Origin of the sequence: Acidovorax sp. PRC11 (assembly GCF_031844105.1) — a bacterium.
Taxonomy (GTDB): domain Bacteria; phylum Pseudomonadota; class Gammaproteobacteria; order Burkholderiales; family Burkholderiaceae_C; genus Paracidovorax.
In genome coordinates, this window is the sequence record NZ_JAUZUQ010000003.1 from 174,213 (window position 1) to 188,601 (window position 14,389).

A 14,389-nucleotide genomic window follows, 5' to 3' on the forward strand; every position below is an offset into this window, starting at 1 on the left:
CGCATTCCCTGCGAAGGGCCCAGGGGCCCCGCCACGGCGACGCGGCGGGGCCTTTTCGCATGCCGGCCCGCCGCGCGGGGTCAGCCGCCGCCGCCACCGCCGGCGGTCACGGCGAAGCGGCGCTCCAGCGCGCTGTAGCCCAGGCCCACGCCCTTGCGCACGCGGATCTGCACGGGAATGCGGTCTTTCACCGCCTCCACGTGGCTGATGATGCCGATCGCCTTGCCGCCGGATTGCAGGCTGTCGAGCGCGTCGAGCGCGATCTCCAGCGTGTCCGGGTCGAGCGTGCCGAAGCCTTCGTCGAGGAACAGCGAGTCGATGCGGGTCTTGTGGCTCACGAGGTCGGAGAGCGCCAGGGCCAGCGCCAGGCTCACGAGGAAGCTTTCACCCCCCGACAGCGTGCGCGTGTCGCGCGCCACGTCTGCCTGCCAGGTGTCGATCACCTCCATTTCGAGGTCGCCCCCGGCGCGGCGAGCGAGCTGGTAGCGGCCATGCAGCCGCTGCAGCCGCAGATTGGCCAGGTGCACCAAGTGGTCCAGCGTGAGTCCCTGGGCGAACTTGCGGTACTTGGCGCCGTCGGCCGACCCGATCAGGCCGTTCAGGTGCTGCCATGCGTCGGCATCGGCCTCCAGCGCCGCGATTTCCGCAAGCAGCGCCTGCAGGCTCTCGCGCCGGCGCGCGTCCTCCCGCAGCCGGCCGGCGATCTCGCCCTGGCGCTGTGCGGCCTGCGTGCTCTGCGCCTCCAGTTCGGCCAGCTCGGCCTCCACCTCGGGCAGCGCGCGGACGGAACGCGGCGCTGACAGCAGCGTCTCCAGCGCCTGTGCGGCCTCGCGGTGCAGCGCCTGCGCGGCGGTGAGCGCCTGCCGGGCGCGCTCCACGCCGTCTTCCAGGGCCTGCCGTTCGGCGGGCTCCAGACGGGCGGCGAGGAAGTCTTCGGCATCCGCGAAGGGGCTTTCCGCGAGGGTGGATTCCCAGGCGGCCGCGCTGCGTACCCGCTCTTCGGCCGCGAGGGCATGGGCCTGCCGCTGCGCGTCACGCGTGCCCGCCAGCGTGGCCAGGGCTGCTGCATGGGTCTGCACATCCTGCGCCGCCTGCTGCAGCAGATCTTCCAGCCGGTCGGGCGCCCACGCTTCGCCGTCCACGCCCGCGGAATCTGCATCGGGCAAGGCAATGCCCCCGGACGCACGCAACGACGCATCCCGGCGCTGCGCCCATTCCTGCGCCACGGCCTCTGCGTCCTTCGCCCGCTGCTGCTGCAGCGGCAGTTGCGCCAGCAGGCCCTGCCGGCGGGCGCAGTCGGCCTGCCATGCCTCCAGTGCGTGCGTCCGCTGCTGCAGCCAGCGCCCCGGCTGCGCGGGCATGTCGTACCCCTGGTCCGCGAGTTCCCGCGCCAGGGCGTTCTCGGTGTTCTCCAGCTCCGCCGCCAGCCGGTCGAGCGTTTCCGCCAGAGATTGCAATTGCTGCCGCTGGGCCTGCAGGTCCCGCTCCGCCAGTGCCCGTGCCTGCCGCGCGGCGCCGGCCTCGCGTTCGGCCTGTTGCAGCGCGCGCTGCGCGGTGTCGACGCGCTCGCGCGCCCGCGCCAGTTCGGCTCCGCGCGCCTGCACGTCCGCCACGGTCTCGGCATGCCGCCGTCGTGCGTCCTCCAGCGACACGCTGTCGGTGCGATCGGTGGGCCAGTTCAGGGCCTCGCACAGCGCCCGCCATCGGTCCTGCAGCTCCGCTGCGGTGCGATCTCCGGCGGCTGCATCCTCCCGGGAGCGGACCTGCTGCGTGCGCAGCGTGGCCCACTCGGCTTCGGAGCGGCGCCGCTCGTCGGCGATGGCGTCCAGCGCGCGCCTGGCGCTCTCCAGCGCCGCCTCGGTGGCGGAAACGTCCAGCGCGTCGTAGGCATCCAGCGCCGGGTGCTCGGTGGCGCCGCAGAGCGGGCAGGATTCACCGGGCCGCAGGTGCTGGCGGTGGGTTTCGAGCGACTGGATGCGCCGCTCCTGCGCGAGCAGGCGCTCCTGGTCGCGCACGCGCTGCTGGCCGTCGGCATGCCGTGCGGCGAGCTGCTGCAGCGATGCCTCCAATGCGTCCGCTCGCCCTTGCCGCTCCGACTCCTCCGCCGATCGCCGCGCCTGTTCCGCACGCAGCGCGTCCATGCGCTCCCGGCATTCGAGCGCCTGCACCCAGAGGTGTCCCTGACGAGCGAGCCGCATCGGCTCTTCGCGCCAGTAGGCCTCGTCCCGGCCCGCCAGCCGCTCCAGGTACGCGCCACGGGCCTGCTCCACGCCCACCTGCGCGTCGGCCTGCAGCGCATCGGCAAATCGCGCAGCCTCGCCCGCGGCCTGCAGCAGCCTTTCGTGCTCGGCGCACCGATCTGCCGCCTCCTGCCGCTGCGTCCGTGTGCGGCCGATCTCTTCCTGCAACAGGGCCCGCGCCTTGAAGCGGCTGCGCCAGTCGCCCAGCCGTTCGGCGAGCGCCGCGTGGCGCGGATCGTCGATACCGCCGGCCGCAAGCGTTGCCAGCGCTTCCCGGCCCGCCTGCCATTCGCCGAACCGCAGCGCCGCGAGATGCCGGCCCGCGCCGGCCGCACGGGCCAGCGCCAGCGCATGCGCCGCGGCAGTTGCCTCCATCCGGCCGATGCTCTGCTGCAGCCGCAATGCGCAGGTGGCCTCGGCCTGCTGCGCGGCTTGCCACGCCGCATGCACGGGTGCCAGGCGCATGGCCGGCTCGGCGCGCCGCAGGCGCTGCACGTCGGCGTCCCGCGCGGCCCAGGCCCCCTCCGCCGCGACGGCATCCGCCTGCGCGAGCGTGCTGCGCTGCCGCGCCCGGTCCACCGCGGCGAACCAGTCGCGCTCGTTCTCGGCCCCGGTGCGCCGCGCCCGCAGGGCACGCAACTGCGCCTCCAGGCCCACCGCCTCCTGCTCCAGCGTGTCGCGGGCCGGCGCGTCCAGCAGCTCGACGCCTCCGGCCCGGGCACGCGCGGCCTCCAGCGCGCCCCTCGCGCCGCGCGCGCGCTCGTGCACGCGCTGCGAGATGCGTCCGTAGATGTCCGTGCCCGTCAACTCCTCGAGCAGTTCCGCGCGCTTGCCGGCGGGCGCCTCCAGGAACGCCGCGAAGCCCCCCTGGGCGAGCAGCATCGACTTGGTGAAGCGCCCGAAATCCAGCCCCGTCAGCGTTTCCACATGCTGCAGCTTTTCCTGCACCTTGCGCGTGACCGGGCGGGCCGCGCCATCGTCTGTGAGGATCTCCGCCAGCTCCACCTGGGCGGGCTGCAGCGCGCCGTCGGACCGGTCGCGCGCGCGCCGCTGGCTCCAGAAGGCCCGGTAACGACCGCCCGGCACGGCGAATTCCACCTCGGCGAGGCATTCGGCGGTGTGCCGCGTCATCAGTTCGTTGCCCCCCTGCGAGACGCCGCCGATGCGCGGTGTCTGGTGGTAGAGCGCCAGGCAGATCGCGTCGAGCAGCGTGGTCTTGCCCGCCCCCGTGGGGCCGGTGATCGCGAACAGCCCGCCGTCCGAGAACGGCGCCTGGGTGAAGTCGATGCGCCACTCGCCCTTCAGGGAATTGAGGTTCTTCAGCCGCAGCGACAGGATCCTCATGCGACCCCCTCTTCCCGCAGGTCGGACAGCACGACCCGGTGCAGGGCCGCGAGCCGCTCCCGCAGCGCCTCGTCCAGCGTCTCTTCCCGCAGGCGCCGCTCGAACACATCGCCGGGTGCCAGTTCGTCGAGCGTTTCACGGGCGATGGGCACGAGGGCCGGCGCGGCTCCGCCGCGCGCGCGGCGCACCCGCAGCACCTCCACCGGCAGGCCGTCGGCCATCGCCGCCACCCGCGCCTGCAGATCGGGCAGGTAGTCGTCGCCAGCCACCTCCACGTCGAGCCAGGCGGGCGTCTGCGGCGTGCCGGCCCGCGCCGCGGCGGCCAGCTCCGCAGGCAGGGCCGCGAGGCTGCCGCGCAGGGACGCCATCGGCTGGAAACACGGCACCGGCAGCGGCGTGACCGACTGCAGGCCCGCGAGGTCGAAATCCACCTGCAGCACCTCCTTGTGCTGCGCGGCCTCGTCGAATCCCAGCGGAATCGGCGATCCGCAATAGCGGATGTGCTCGTGCCCGCCCACCCGCATCGGCTGGTGGATGTGCCCGAGGGCGATGTAGTCGGCGGCCGGGAACGCATCGGTCGGGAAGGCCTCCAGCGTGCCGACGTAGATGTCCCGCACGGCATCGCCGCCCGTGGCGCCGACGGTGGCGAGGTGGCCGGTGGCGACGATCGGCAGGCCGCCCAGCGATGCGCTGCGCTCGCGCGCGATCTCGAACAGCGCTCCGTAGTGCGCGCGGATCGCCTGCTGCAGGGCCACCCGCTTGTCGGCCGCGCTCTCGCCGGGCAGGCTGAGCAGCAGCTCCCGTGCGCGCAGATACGGCACCGCGCACAGCACGGCGCCCGGCCCGCCGCTGCGCCGCTGCAGCACCAGCACCTGTTCCTCGGGCGTGGCAGCCGCGCAGGGCACCACGCGCGCCCCCAGTTCGGCCAGCAGCGCGCGGCTCTCGCCGAGCACCGCGGCAGAATCGTGGTTGCCGCCCAGCACCACCAATGCGGCCCCCGCATCGCGCAGCGACAGCACGGCGTGGTGATAAAGCTCGCGCGCATGGCTGGGCGGGGCCGAGGTGTCGAACACGTCGCCGGCCAGCAGCACGGCATCGGCCTGGCAGGCAGCCGCCTGCGCGGCCAGCCAGTCGATGAACGCACGGTGCTCGGCCTGCCGGCTCTTGCCCATGAAATGCTGGCCCAGGTGCCAGTCGGAAGTGTGCAGCAGACGCAAAATGGAGGGCTTTCCAGAAAGGTGCATCCGGGCGGCTGGCGCCCTCGGGTGCGGGTATGCGATAATGGTAGGCTTTTTCGAAGCGGAAAGTGCGTCGCAATGGGTGCGGCGTGGCTACCGCAGCAGCCCCCTTGAAAGGACCATGCCATGAAAGAAGGCATTCACCCCAACTACCGCGAAGTGCTCTTCGTGGACCTGTCCAACGGCTTCAAGTTCGTGACCCGTTCCTGCGTCAACACGAAGGAAACCGGCACGACCGACGACGGCCGCGAACTGCCGCTCTTCAAGCTGGACACCTCCAGCGAATCGCATCCTTTCTACACCGGCACGCAGAAGTCGGTGGACAACATGGGCGGCCGCGTGGAGCGCTTCCGCAACCGCTTCGGCAAGACGTCCACGGCTGCGAAGTAATTCCAGCCCCCGCCGGACCGGCGGGCGCGCGCCGGGGCCACGGCCCCTGCGGCCCCCCCTCCTCCAAAGGCAGCCCGGCACGTCCGCGCTGCCTTTTTGCTTTTCCCCTTACTGTCGGGCGATCGTTCCAGCCTTCCACGCGTGAATCCTCCGAACCCCGCCATCGTGACCCGAGGCGCCGCACGGCCGCTGCCGCGCTGGGCGCTGCTGCTGCTGTGCCTGGCGTATGTCGTGCCCGGTTTCGTGGCCCGCTCGCCCTGGAAGAACGCGGACGTGACCGCCTTCGGCTACATGCTCGAGCTGGCACGCGGGGCCACCGACTGGATGTCGCCCTCGCTCGCAGGCATGGCGCCGGACACCGACGGCCTGCTGCCCTACTGGCTCGGCGCGCTCGCCATCCAGGCCGCGCCGTCCTGGCTGGCCGCGGAGACGGCCGCGCGCCTGCCCTTCGCCGCGCTGCTGGTCGCCACGCTCGCCGCGACCTGGTGGGGCATGTACCACCTCGCCCGCAGCCCGGCCGCCCAGCCCGTGGCATTCGCCTTCGGGGGCGAGGCCTCGCCGCCCGACTATGCCCGGGCCATGGCCGACGGCGCCCTGCTGGCCCTGCTGGCCTGCCTGGGCCTCGCGCAGCTCTCCCACGAAGTCACGAGCTACCTCACCCAGCTCGCCTTCACGGCCCTGCTGTTCTTCGCGGCCGCCAGCCTGCCCCGGCGGAGCCTGCCGGCGTTCGCGGCCAGCCTGGCCGCTGCAGCGGCCGGACTGCTGGGACTGGTGCTGAGCGGCGCCCCGACCCTCGCCATGCTGCTGGGCGGCGGCAGTGCCCTGCTGGTCGCATGCACCACGGGCGCCGACGACGACGGCGCCGTCTCCGCCAGGCCATCGCCCGCCCCGCGGTGGGCGGGGGGCGTGGCGCTCGCCCTGCTCACGGCCCTCGCGGCGGGGCTGGCGGGCGCGCTCGATCTCTGGCGCTGGCGCATCGTCACCGAAGACGAAGCTAAGGAATGGCAGAGCCTGGTGCGCCTGCTGATCTGGTTCGCGTGGCCGGCCTGGCCCCTCGCGCTCTGGACGCTCTGGCGCTGGCGCCGGCAGATCGTCAGCAGGACGCTGCACCGGCACCTGCTGCTTCCGCTGTGGTTCGTCGCCGTGACCGTGTCCGCCACGGTGACGACGCAGCCGGCCGACCGCGCCCTGCTGCTCGGGCTCCCCGCCCTGGCCACGCTCGCGGCCTTCGCCCTGCCCACGCTGCGGCGTGCCATCGCCTCGCTCATCGACTGGTTCACGCTGCTGTTCTTCAGCGCTTCGGCCATCGCCATCTGGGTGATCTGGATCTCGGTGCAGACCGGCGTGCCCGCGAAGCCGGCCGCGAACGTCGCGAAGCTCGCGCCCGGCTACACCGCGGAGTTTTCCGCCGTGGCCTTCGGCGTGGCCCTGCTGGCCACCCTGGCCTGGTGTGCGCTGGTGGGGTGGCGCGTCTCGCGCAACCGCACCGAAATCTGGAAAAGCCTGGTCCTGCCGGCCAGCGGCGCCGCCCTCGGCTGGCTGCTGCTGATGACGCTGTGGCTCCCGCTGCTGGACTACGGCCGCAGCTACCGGCCGCAGTCCGACAGCCTTGCGCGCGTGCTGGGTGCCGATCCCGGCTGCCTGCTCGTACACGGCCTCGGCCGCGCGCAGACCGCTGGCCTGCAGTACCACGGCAGCTGGACGATGCTGCCCGTGACGCGCGCTTCTGAAATACGCCAGAGCGAATGCCGATGGCTGGTGGCCGACGCCTCCACGCAGCAGACCGTCGACCGGCTGACCCGCGGCGGCGGCTGGGAGCAGGTGGCGGTGGTGCCGCGCCCGACCGACCGCGGCGACCAGCTGCTGGTGCTGCGGCGCATCGGCGCCGGCCCCGGCGGCGGACAGCCCTGATGCCGTCGGAACGCGCGCAGGTCGCGCGCCACGCAGCCACCGTGCTCGCGGGGCAACTCGCCGTGATGGCCTTCGGCGTCACGGACACCATCGTCGCGGGCCGCCATGCGCCCGCGTCGCTCGCGGCACTCTCCATCGGCTCGGCGGTCTACGTGAGCGTGTACGTCGCGCTCATGGGCATCCTGCAGGCGCTGCTGCCCGTCTGGGCCGAGCAGCGCGGTGCCGGGGAAACCACCGCCATCGGCCGCTCGGTGCGGCAGGCGCTCTACCTTTGCGCGCTCGCCAGCCTGCTGGGCATGGCGGTGCTGCTGTCGCCGGGCGCCATCCTCCGCTGGACCGAGGTGCCGGCCGATCTGCGCGCGGAAGTCGGCCGCTACCTGACCGTGCTCGCCGCCGCCCTGCCGCCGGCCCTCGCCTTCCGCCTCTACACCACGCTCAACCAGGCCCTGGGCCGACCGCAGCTCGTCACCTGGCTGCAGGTGGGGTCGCTGCTGGTCAAGATCCCGCTCTCGATCGCCTTCACCTTCGGCTTCGCGGGCCTGCCGGCGCAGGGTGCCGTGGGCTGCGCCTGGGCCACGCTGGCGGTCAACTACCTGCTGCTGGCCATCGCCATCGGGCTGGTCCGGTCCTCTTCCCTCTATGCGCGGCTCGCATTGTGGCGTCGGCTGGAGCGGCCGGACCGCGCACAGATCGCACGCTTCGCCCGGCTCGGCGTTCCCGCCGGGCTCGCCGTGATGGTGGAGGTCACATCCTTCACGCTGATGGCGCTCTTCATCGCCCGGCAGGGCACGGTGGCCGCCGCGGCGCACCAGATCGCCGCCAACCTCACCGCCGTCCTCTACATGGTGCCGCTCTCGCTCGCCATCGCCACCAGCGCGCGCGTGAGCTACTGGCGCGGCAGCGGCGACGAGGCCCTGGCCCGCCAGGTGGCCTGGATGGGTTTCCGGATGGCGGGGGCCATCGCCCTCGCGCTCTCCGCCCTGCTCTATGCGGCACGCGCGTCCCTGGCGTCGCTCTATACCGCGTCGGCGGACGTGCTTGCGATGGCCTTCGGCCTGCTGGCCTGGGTGGCGCTCTACCACGTCGCCGACGCGCTGCAGACGTTCTGCGCCTTCGTGCTGCGCTGCTACGGCATCACGATCGCGCCCCTGTCCACGTACGGCGTGCTGCTCTGGGGCGCCGGGCTGCCGGCCGGCTACGCACTCGCCTATACCGGTTTCGCGGGCCGGGAGCCCTTGCACTCGCCCGCCGCCTTCTGGATCGGTGGCGCGCTCGCCCTGGTGGTCACCGCGGCCGTGTTCACCGCCATGCTGGCGCTGGCACTGGGGAAAGCGGGCTCGGCCGCGCGGGCCGGCGGGCGCTGAAGCGGCTCGCACGCCGCTGCGGACGGAGCCGCATCGCATCCTCCGGCTCCACATCCGTCATGGCGGCAGCCGGGCTGCGCCACAGTGCGCCATGCCGTGCCATGACCGCCTCGCCGGGCCGCCTCAGCCGCTCCGGGTTGCCGGCGCCGGCAGCGCCATGCCCCGGGGGGCCGTGCTGCGCTGGATCCGGTGCGGCGGGAACGTGACCGAGAAGACCGAACCCTTGCCGACGGTGCTCTCGATCTGCAGCGTCGCGGAGTGGCGCTGCACCACGTGCTTGACGATGGCCAGGCCCAGCCCCGTGCCGCCGGTATCGCGCGAGCGGCTCCGGTCCACGCGGTAGAAGCGCTCGGTCAGGCGGGGAATGTGCACCGAATCGATGCCCGGCCCGGTGTCGCGCACGGAGAACCGCGCGCCGCCGTCGGGCATCGGCGTCCAGTCCACCGTGATGCAGCCGCCGGCGGGCGTGTAGCGCACCGCGTTGCCGATCAGGTTCGCCAGCGCGCTCTGCAGCTCGGCCGACACACCCACCAGTTGCCCCGCGCCGCGCAGGGCTTCCGCCGGCGGGAACTCCAGCACGTGCGCGGCCGACTGGCTCCGCGTCAGCAGCGCCGACAGGCCCCGCGCCTCGTCCTCGCAGCGGCGCAGCAGCGCGTCGATGGCGGTGCACTCCGTCAGGCCCGGTGGCGGGCTGCCTTCGAGCCGCGACAGCGTCAGCAGGTCCTGCACCACGCTCTGCATCCGGCCCGCCTGCTGCGACATCATCCCGAGGTAGCGCGATCGCTCCTCGGCCGAAAGCGGCAGCGTCTGCAGCGTCTCGACGAAGCCCATCAGCACCGTGAGCGGCGTGCGGATCTCGTGGGACACGTTGGCCACGAAGTCGCGCCGCATGGCCTCCGCCTGCTCCAGCGCCGTGACGTCGCGGGACAGCAGCAGCTTGCGGCCGTCGCCATAGGGATGCAGGTGCACCGAGATGCGCACCGGCCGCGAGGCCGTGCTCTCGCGCCCCTGCAGGACCACGTCGCCGGAGAAATCCTGCGCGGCGTAGTAGGCACTGAATTCGGGATCGCGCAGCAGGTTGCCGATCGACTGGCCCAGATCCCGCGTGGCATCCAGCCCGAAATGCGCGGCAACGATCTGGTTGCACCACTCGATGTGCCCTTCGGCATCGAGCAGCATCACGCCGTTCGGCGTGGCCTGCAAGGCTTCCAGGATCTCCTGCAGGCGCGCGTCGCTCGCGGCGATCTCGGCCTGCTTCTGGCGCAGCAGGCGCCGCGTGCGGTCGGCCAACTCGCCCCACACACCCTTGAGCGCAGGGGCCTGCGCCAGATCACCGTCGCGCAGCCAGCGCACCACGCGGTAGCCCCGCGTGAGATCCCAGAGGAACCAGGCCCAGGCCGCGCCGGCGGCGGTGGCCACCGCGCCCCAGCGGCCACCCCACAGCCATCCCAGCAGCAGGCCGGCGACCTGGAACGACAGAAAGAAAAAGCAACGCCACACCATGGAAGTCCGGGGAGGTTGCGCAGGAACCGCCGTCTGCCGGTCCTGCACGCTCCTGCCGCCTCGTTGTCAGATAACGCACGCCGCCTCGCAGCCCGGACTCCAGGCGGTACGGAAGTCACTCCCATCCGCCTTCGCCAACCGGTACGCATCGGCAATCAACAAAAAAGCCCCCGCTGGGGGGCTGGTGGAAGTCAGGCGCGCATCAGGGCGGCCGGCTGCGCCGTCAGGCGGTAGCCCGCGCCGCGCACGGTCTCGACCATCGCGCCCGCGACGCCCAGCGCCTCCCGCAGCCGCTTCACATGCACGTCCACCGTGCGTTCCTCGATGAACACATGGTCGCCCCACACCTTGTCGAGCAGTTGCGCGCGACTGTGCACGCGCTCGGGATGCTTCATGAGATAGTGCAGCAGCTTGAACTCCGTCGGGCCGACCTTGAGCTGCTGCCCCTGGTAGGTCACGCGGTAGGTGCCGGCGTCCAGCACCAGTTCGGAGATGGTCACCGTGTCCGTCGCCTGTTCCGGCGCGCGGCGGCGCAGCACCGCGCGGATGCGCGCCAGCAGTTCCTGCGTGGAGAACGGCTTGGTGATGTAGTCGTCCGCGCCGGCATCCAGCCCCGCCACCTTGTCGGGCTCGTCGCCACGGGCCGTGAGCATGAGGATGGGGATGGGCTTGGTGCGGGCATCGGCGCGCCACTTGCGCGCCAACTGCAGGCCGCTCTGGCCGGGCAGCATCCAGTCGAGCAGGATCACGTCGGGCAGCACGGCATCGAGCTCGCGCTGCGCGGATTCGCCGTCCTCCGACCAGATCGGCTGGAAGCCGTTGTGGCGCAGGTTGACCGCGATCAGTTCCGCGATCGCGGACTCGTCTTCGACAATCAGTACGCGGGGAAGTCTCTTCATGGACAGCGGGCCTTTCAGAGGACGGCCGACTCGATCTCCTCGAGGGCCGTGTGGCGCACGTCCTTGCCCTTGACGAGATAGATGATGAGCTCGGCCACGTTCTTGGAGTGGTCGCCGATGCGTTCGATGGCCTTGGCGAGGAACAGCAGATCGAGGCTGGCGGAAATCGTGCGCGGGTCTTCCATCATGTAGGTGATTAGCTTGCGCACGAAGCCGTCGAACTCGCGGTCGATCAGGTCGTCTTCCTTCAGGATGGCGACGGCCGCCTTCGTGTCGAGCCGGGCGAACGCGTCCAGCGCCTTGCGCAGCAGGCCCGACGCCAGGTCGGCCGCCACGCGCAGGTCGGTGGTCGGCAGCGAACGCGCCGAGCCGCTCTCGATGATGGACTTGACCATGCGCGCCATCTTGTTGGCCTCGTCGCCCATGCGCTCCAGATTGGCCGTGGCCTTGGAGAACGCGATCAGCAGGCGCAGGTCGCGGGCCGTGGGCTGGCGGCGCGCGATGATGGACGACAGTTCATGGTCGATCTCGACCTCCATCGCATTCACGCGATGCTCGGTGGCGGCCACCTGGTCGGCGGCCTCCACGCTGAACTGCGACAGCGCGTAGATGGCCTGGCGGATCTGGGATTCGACGAGCCCCCCCAGCTCCATGACGCGGGCGGAGATGCTGTTGAGTTCGCTGTCGAACTGGGAAGAAAGGTGTTTTTCGGGCATGCGGAAGTCTCCTCGTCCGTTCAGCCGAAGCGGCCGGTGATGTAGTCCTCGGTCTCCTTGCGCTGGGGCTTGAAGAACATCTGCTCGGTCTCGCCGAATTCCATCAGGTCGCCCAGGTACATGTAGGCCGTGTAGTCGCTGCAGCGTGCGGCCTGCTGCATGTTGTGGGTCACGATGACCACGGTGTAGTCGTTCTTCAGCTCGGCGATCAGTTCCTCGACCTTGGCCGTGGAGATCGGATCGAGCGCCGAGCACGGCTCGTCGAGCAGCAGCACCTCGGGCTTGATCGCGATGCCGCGCGCGATGCACAGGCGCTGCTGCTGGCCGCCGGAGAGGCCGGAGCCGCTCTGGTGCAGCTTGTCCTTCACCTCGTTCCAGAGGGCCGCCTTGCGCAGCGCCCATTCCACGCGGTCGTCCATGTCGGTGGCGTTCAGGCTCTCGAAGAGCTTCACGCCGAAGGCGATGTTGTCGTAGATCGACATCGGGAACGGGGTGGGCTTCTGGAACACCATGCCCACCTTGGCACGGATCAGGGCCACGTCCTGCTTGCTGGTGAGCAGGTTCTCGCCGTCGAGCATGATCTGCCCCTCGGCGCGCTGCTCGGGATACAGCTCGTACATGCGGTTGAAGGTGCGCAGCAGCGTGGACTTGCCGCAGCCCGACGGGCCGATGAAGGCCGTGACCTTCTTCTCCGGAATGTCGAGGTTGATGCCCTTGAGGGCGTGGAACTTGCCGTAGTAGAAGTTCAGGTCGCGGACCGTGATCTTGGAGGCGCCGGTGGGAGTCGTGGACATGGGAATGGACCGATCTGGGCGGAAATGGTTTGTCTCAGGATTTCTGGCGCGTCAGCACCCGGGCGAGGATGTTCAGGCCCAGCACCGCGACGGTGATCAGGAACACGCCGGCCCATGCCAGCTGCTGCCAATTCTCGTACGGGCTCATAGCGAACTTGAAGATGGTCACCGGCAGGCTGGCCGTGGGCTTGGACAGATCGGCGTTCCAGAACTGGTTGTTGAGCGAGGTGAACAGCAGCGGAGCCGTTTCGCCGGCGATGCGGGCCACCGCGAGCAGCACCCCCGTGATCACGCCGGCACGGGCCGCGCGCAGCGTCACCAGGGTGATGACCTTCCACTTGGGCGTGCCCAGGGCATACGCGGCCTCGCGCAGGCTGGCCGGCACCAGCACCAGCATGTTCTCGGTCGTGCGGATGACCACCGGGATGACGATGAGCGCCAGCGCCAGGATGCCCGCGTAGGCCGAGAAGCTCTTGAAGCGCGCGACCACCACGGCGTAGACGAACAGGCCGATCACGATGCTGGGTGCCGACAGCAGGATGTCGTTCACGAAGCGCGTGGCGGATGCGAGCCAGCTGCTCTTGTCGTATTCGGCCAGGTACACGCCGGCCATGATGCCGATGGGCGTGCCGACGAACGTGGCCAGCATCACCATCACGAACGACCCGAAGATCGCGTTCGAGATGCCGCCGGCTTCGTTGGGCGGGGGCGTCATCTGCGTGAACAGCGCGACGCTGAGGCCGCCGATGCCCAGGCGGATCGTCTCCCAGAGGATCCAGACCAGCCAGAACACGCCGAAGGCCATGGCCGCCAGCGACAGGCCGAGGGCGATGTTGTTCAGGCGCTTGCGGCTGGCGTAGCGCGCCTGCCGTTCGCTGGCCGTCCGGGCCGCGGAAATGAGTTGCTGCGAGGTGCTCACGAGCGGGTTCCTTCATTCTTCTGCAGGCGCGACAGCAGCACCTTGGAGAGCGACAGCACGACGAAGGTGATGAAGAACAGCACCAGGCCCAGATAGATCAGCGAGGCCTGGTGGAGGCCTTCGCCGGCTTCCGCGAATTCGTTGGCGAGTGCCGACGTGATGCTGTTGGCCGCCTGGAAGACGGACAGCGAATCGAGCTGGTTCATGTTGCCGATCACGAAGGTGACCGCCATCGTCTCGCCGAGCGCACGGCCGAGGCCCAGCATGACGCCGCCGAGCACACCGGTCTTGGTGTAGGGAAGCACCACCTTCCACACCACTTCCCAGGTCGTGGAGCCCAGGCCGTAAGCGGACTCCTTGAGCAGCGCGGGGGTGACTTCGAAAACGTCGCGCATCACCGAAGCGATGAACGGAATGATCATGATCGCCAGGATGATCCCGGCCGACAGGATGCCGATGCCCACCGGCGGACCGGACACCAGGGCGCCGAGGTAGGGAACGCCCGACAGCAGCGACTGCAGCGGCTGCTGCACCCAGGCCGCGAGGATCGGGCCGAACACCATCAGGCCCCACATGCCGTACACGATCGACGGCACGGCGGCGAGCAGTTCGATGGCGGTACCCAGCGGGCGCTTGAGCCAGGCCGGGGAAAGCTCGGTCAGGAACAGCGCGATGCCGAAGCTCACCGGCACCGCGATCAGCAGCGCGATGAACGAGGTGGCCAGCGTGCCGTAGATCATCACCAGGCCGCCGTAGTCGTTCTGCACCGGATCCCACACGCTGCGGGCCAGGAACGTCACGCCGTACTTCTCGATGGACGGCCACGCGCCGATCACGAGCGACACCAGGATGCCGATCAGCAACGCCAGGGTCAGCATCGCGGCCCCCCGGGCGAGCCACGCAAAAATGCGGTCGGCCACGGCTCCGGAGAGCAGTGGCGCGCGGGGAGGTGTGGTGTGGGGGACGCCTGCGCTGCGCTGCAGCGGTGGGGCGGAACGTGCGGGCATGGTGCTGGACACGGCGTGCGGCCTTCTTTGCAGGGGTCTGGCCGTCTTCCGCCCGATCAGGGGA

At 70.8% G+C, this 14,389-nt stretch carries 11 protein-coding genes; 3 read left to right on the forward strand and 8 right to left on the reverse strand.

Annotated elements, in window-relative coordinates:
* Positions 1-80: 80 nt before the first annotated feature.
* Positions 81-3,584: an AAA family ATPase gene (locus Q9R47_RS04755; RefSeq protein ID WP_311232057.1), complete on the reverse strand. Its 3,504-nt coding sequence runs from the start codon at positions 3,582-3,584 to the stop codon at positions 81-83.
* On the reverse strand, positions 3,581-4,801 hold the full coding sequence (gene sbcD, locus Q9R47_RS04760; protein WP_311232058.1) for an exonuclease subunit SbcD: 1,221 nt from the start codon (positions 4,799-4,801) through the stop codon (positions 3,581-3,583). The genes Q9R47_RS04755 and sbcD overlap by 4 nt, the downstream gene beginning before the upstream one ends.
* Positions 4,802-4,948: 147 nt before the next feature.
* On the opposite strand from sbcD, the gene Q9R47_RS04765 reads away from it, so the two are divergent.
* From Q9R47_RS04765 to Q9R47_RS04775, 3 genes are all read left to right on the forward strand, one after another.
* Entirely contained in the window at positions 4,949-5,212 is a 264-nt protein-coding gene (locus tag Q9R47_RS04765; protein WP_311232059.1) for a type B 50S ribosomal protein L31, read from the forward strand.
* A gap of 141 nt (positions 5,213-5,353) precedes the next feature.
* Entirely contained in the window at positions 5,354-7,123 is a 1,770-nt protein-coding gene (locus Q9R47_RS04770) for a hypothetical protein (RefSeq protein ID WP_311232060.1), read from the forward strand.
* The gene (locus tag Q9R47_RS04775) at positions 7,123-8,487 is read left to right on the forward strand and encodes an MATE family efflux transporter (protein WP_311232061.1); all 1,365 of its coding nucleotides are present in this window, start codon (positions 7,123-7,125) and stop codon (positions 8,485-8,487) included. The genes Q9R47_RS04770 and Q9R47_RS04775 overlap by 1 nt, the downstream gene beginning before the upstream one ends.
* Positions 8,488-8,610: 123 nt before the next feature.
* On the opposite strand, the gene phoR is transcribed toward Q9R47_RS04775, so the two are convergent.
* The 6 genes from phoR to pstC all read right to left on the reverse strand — a co-directional run bounded on the left by phoR (position 8,611) and on the right by pstC (position 14,325).
* Positions 8,611-9,990 (reverse strand): phosphate regulon sensor histidine kinase PhoR, encoded by a 1,380-nt coding sequence (phoR, locus tag Q9R47_RS04780; protein WP_311232062.1) that lies wholly within the window; start codon positions 9,988-9,990, stop codon positions 8,611-8,613.
* Positions 9,991-10,181: 191 nt separating this feature from the next.
* The gene (phoB, locus tag Q9R47_RS04785) at positions 10,182-10,889 is read right to left on the reverse strand and encodes a phosphate regulon transcriptional regulator PhoB (protein WP_311232063.1); all 708 of its coding nucleotides are present in this window, start codon (positions 10,887-10,889) and stop codon (positions 10,182-10,184) included.
* Positions 10,890-10,903: 14 nt separating this feature from the next.
* Positions 10,904-11,605, reverse strand: a complete 702-nt coding sequence (gene phoU / locus Q9R47_RS04790) for a phosphate signaling complex protein PhoU (protein ID WP_311232064.1) — start codon at positions 11,603-11,605, stop codon at positions 10,904-10,906.
* 20 nt (positions 11,606-11,625) lie between these two features.
* The gene (gene pstB, locus Q9R47_RS04795; RefSeq protein ID WP_311232065.1) at positions 11,626-12,399 is read right to left on the reverse strand and encodes a phosphate ABC transporter ATP-binding protein PstB; all 774 of its coding nucleotides are present in this window, start codon (positions 12,397-12,399) and stop codon (positions 11,626-11,628) included.
* A 34-nt stretch (positions 12,400-12,433) separates the two neighbouring features.
* Positions 12,434-13,318: a phosphate ABC transporter permease PstA gene (gene pstA / locus Q9R47_RS04800; protein WP_311232066.1), complete on the reverse strand. Its 885-nt coding sequence runs from the start codon at positions 13,316-13,318 to the stop codon at positions 12,434-12,436.
* Positions 13,315-14,325 (reverse strand): phosphate ABC transporter permease PstC, encoded by a 1,011-nt coding sequence (gene pstC / locus Q9R47_RS04805; RefSeq protein ID WP_311232067.1) that lies wholly within the window; start codon positions 14,323-14,325, stop codon positions 13,315-13,317. The genes pstA and pstC overlap by 4 nt, the downstream gene beginning before the upstream one ends.
* Positions 14,326-14,389: the final 64 nt, after the last annotated feature.

Coding starts and splice junctions, on each gene's coding strand:
- Q9R47_RS04755 (WP_311232057.1), bottom strand. CDS start 3,584: ATGAGGATCCTGTCGCTGCGGCTGAAGAACCTCAATTCCCTGAAGGGC.
- Q9R47_RS04765 (WP_311232059.1), top strand. CDS start 4,949: ATGAAAGAAGGCATTCACCCCAACTACCGCGAAGTGCTCTTCGTGGAC.
- Q9R47_RS04775 (WP_311232061.1), top strand. CDS start 7,123: ATGCCGTCGGAACGCGCGCAGGTCGCGCGCCACGCAGCCACCGTGCTC.
- phoR (WP_311232062.1), bottom strand. CDS start 9,990: ATGGTGTGGCGTTGCTTTTTCTTTCTGTCGTTCCAGGTCGCCGGCCTG.
- phoB (WP_311232063.1), bottom strand. CDS start 10,889: ATGAAGAGACTTCCCCGCGTACTGATTGTCGAAGACGAGTCCGCGATC.
- phoU (WP_311232064.1), bottom strand. CDS start 11,605: ATGCCCGAAAAACACCTTTCTTCCCAGTTCGACAGCGAACTCAACAGC.
- pstB (WP_311232065.1), bottom strand. CDS start 12,399: ATGTCCACGACTCCCACCGGCGCCTCCAAGATCACGGTCCGCGACCTG.
- pstC (WP_311232067.1), bottom strand. CDS start 14,325: ATGCCCGCACGTTCCGCCCCACCGCTGCAGCGCAGCGCAGGCGTCCCC.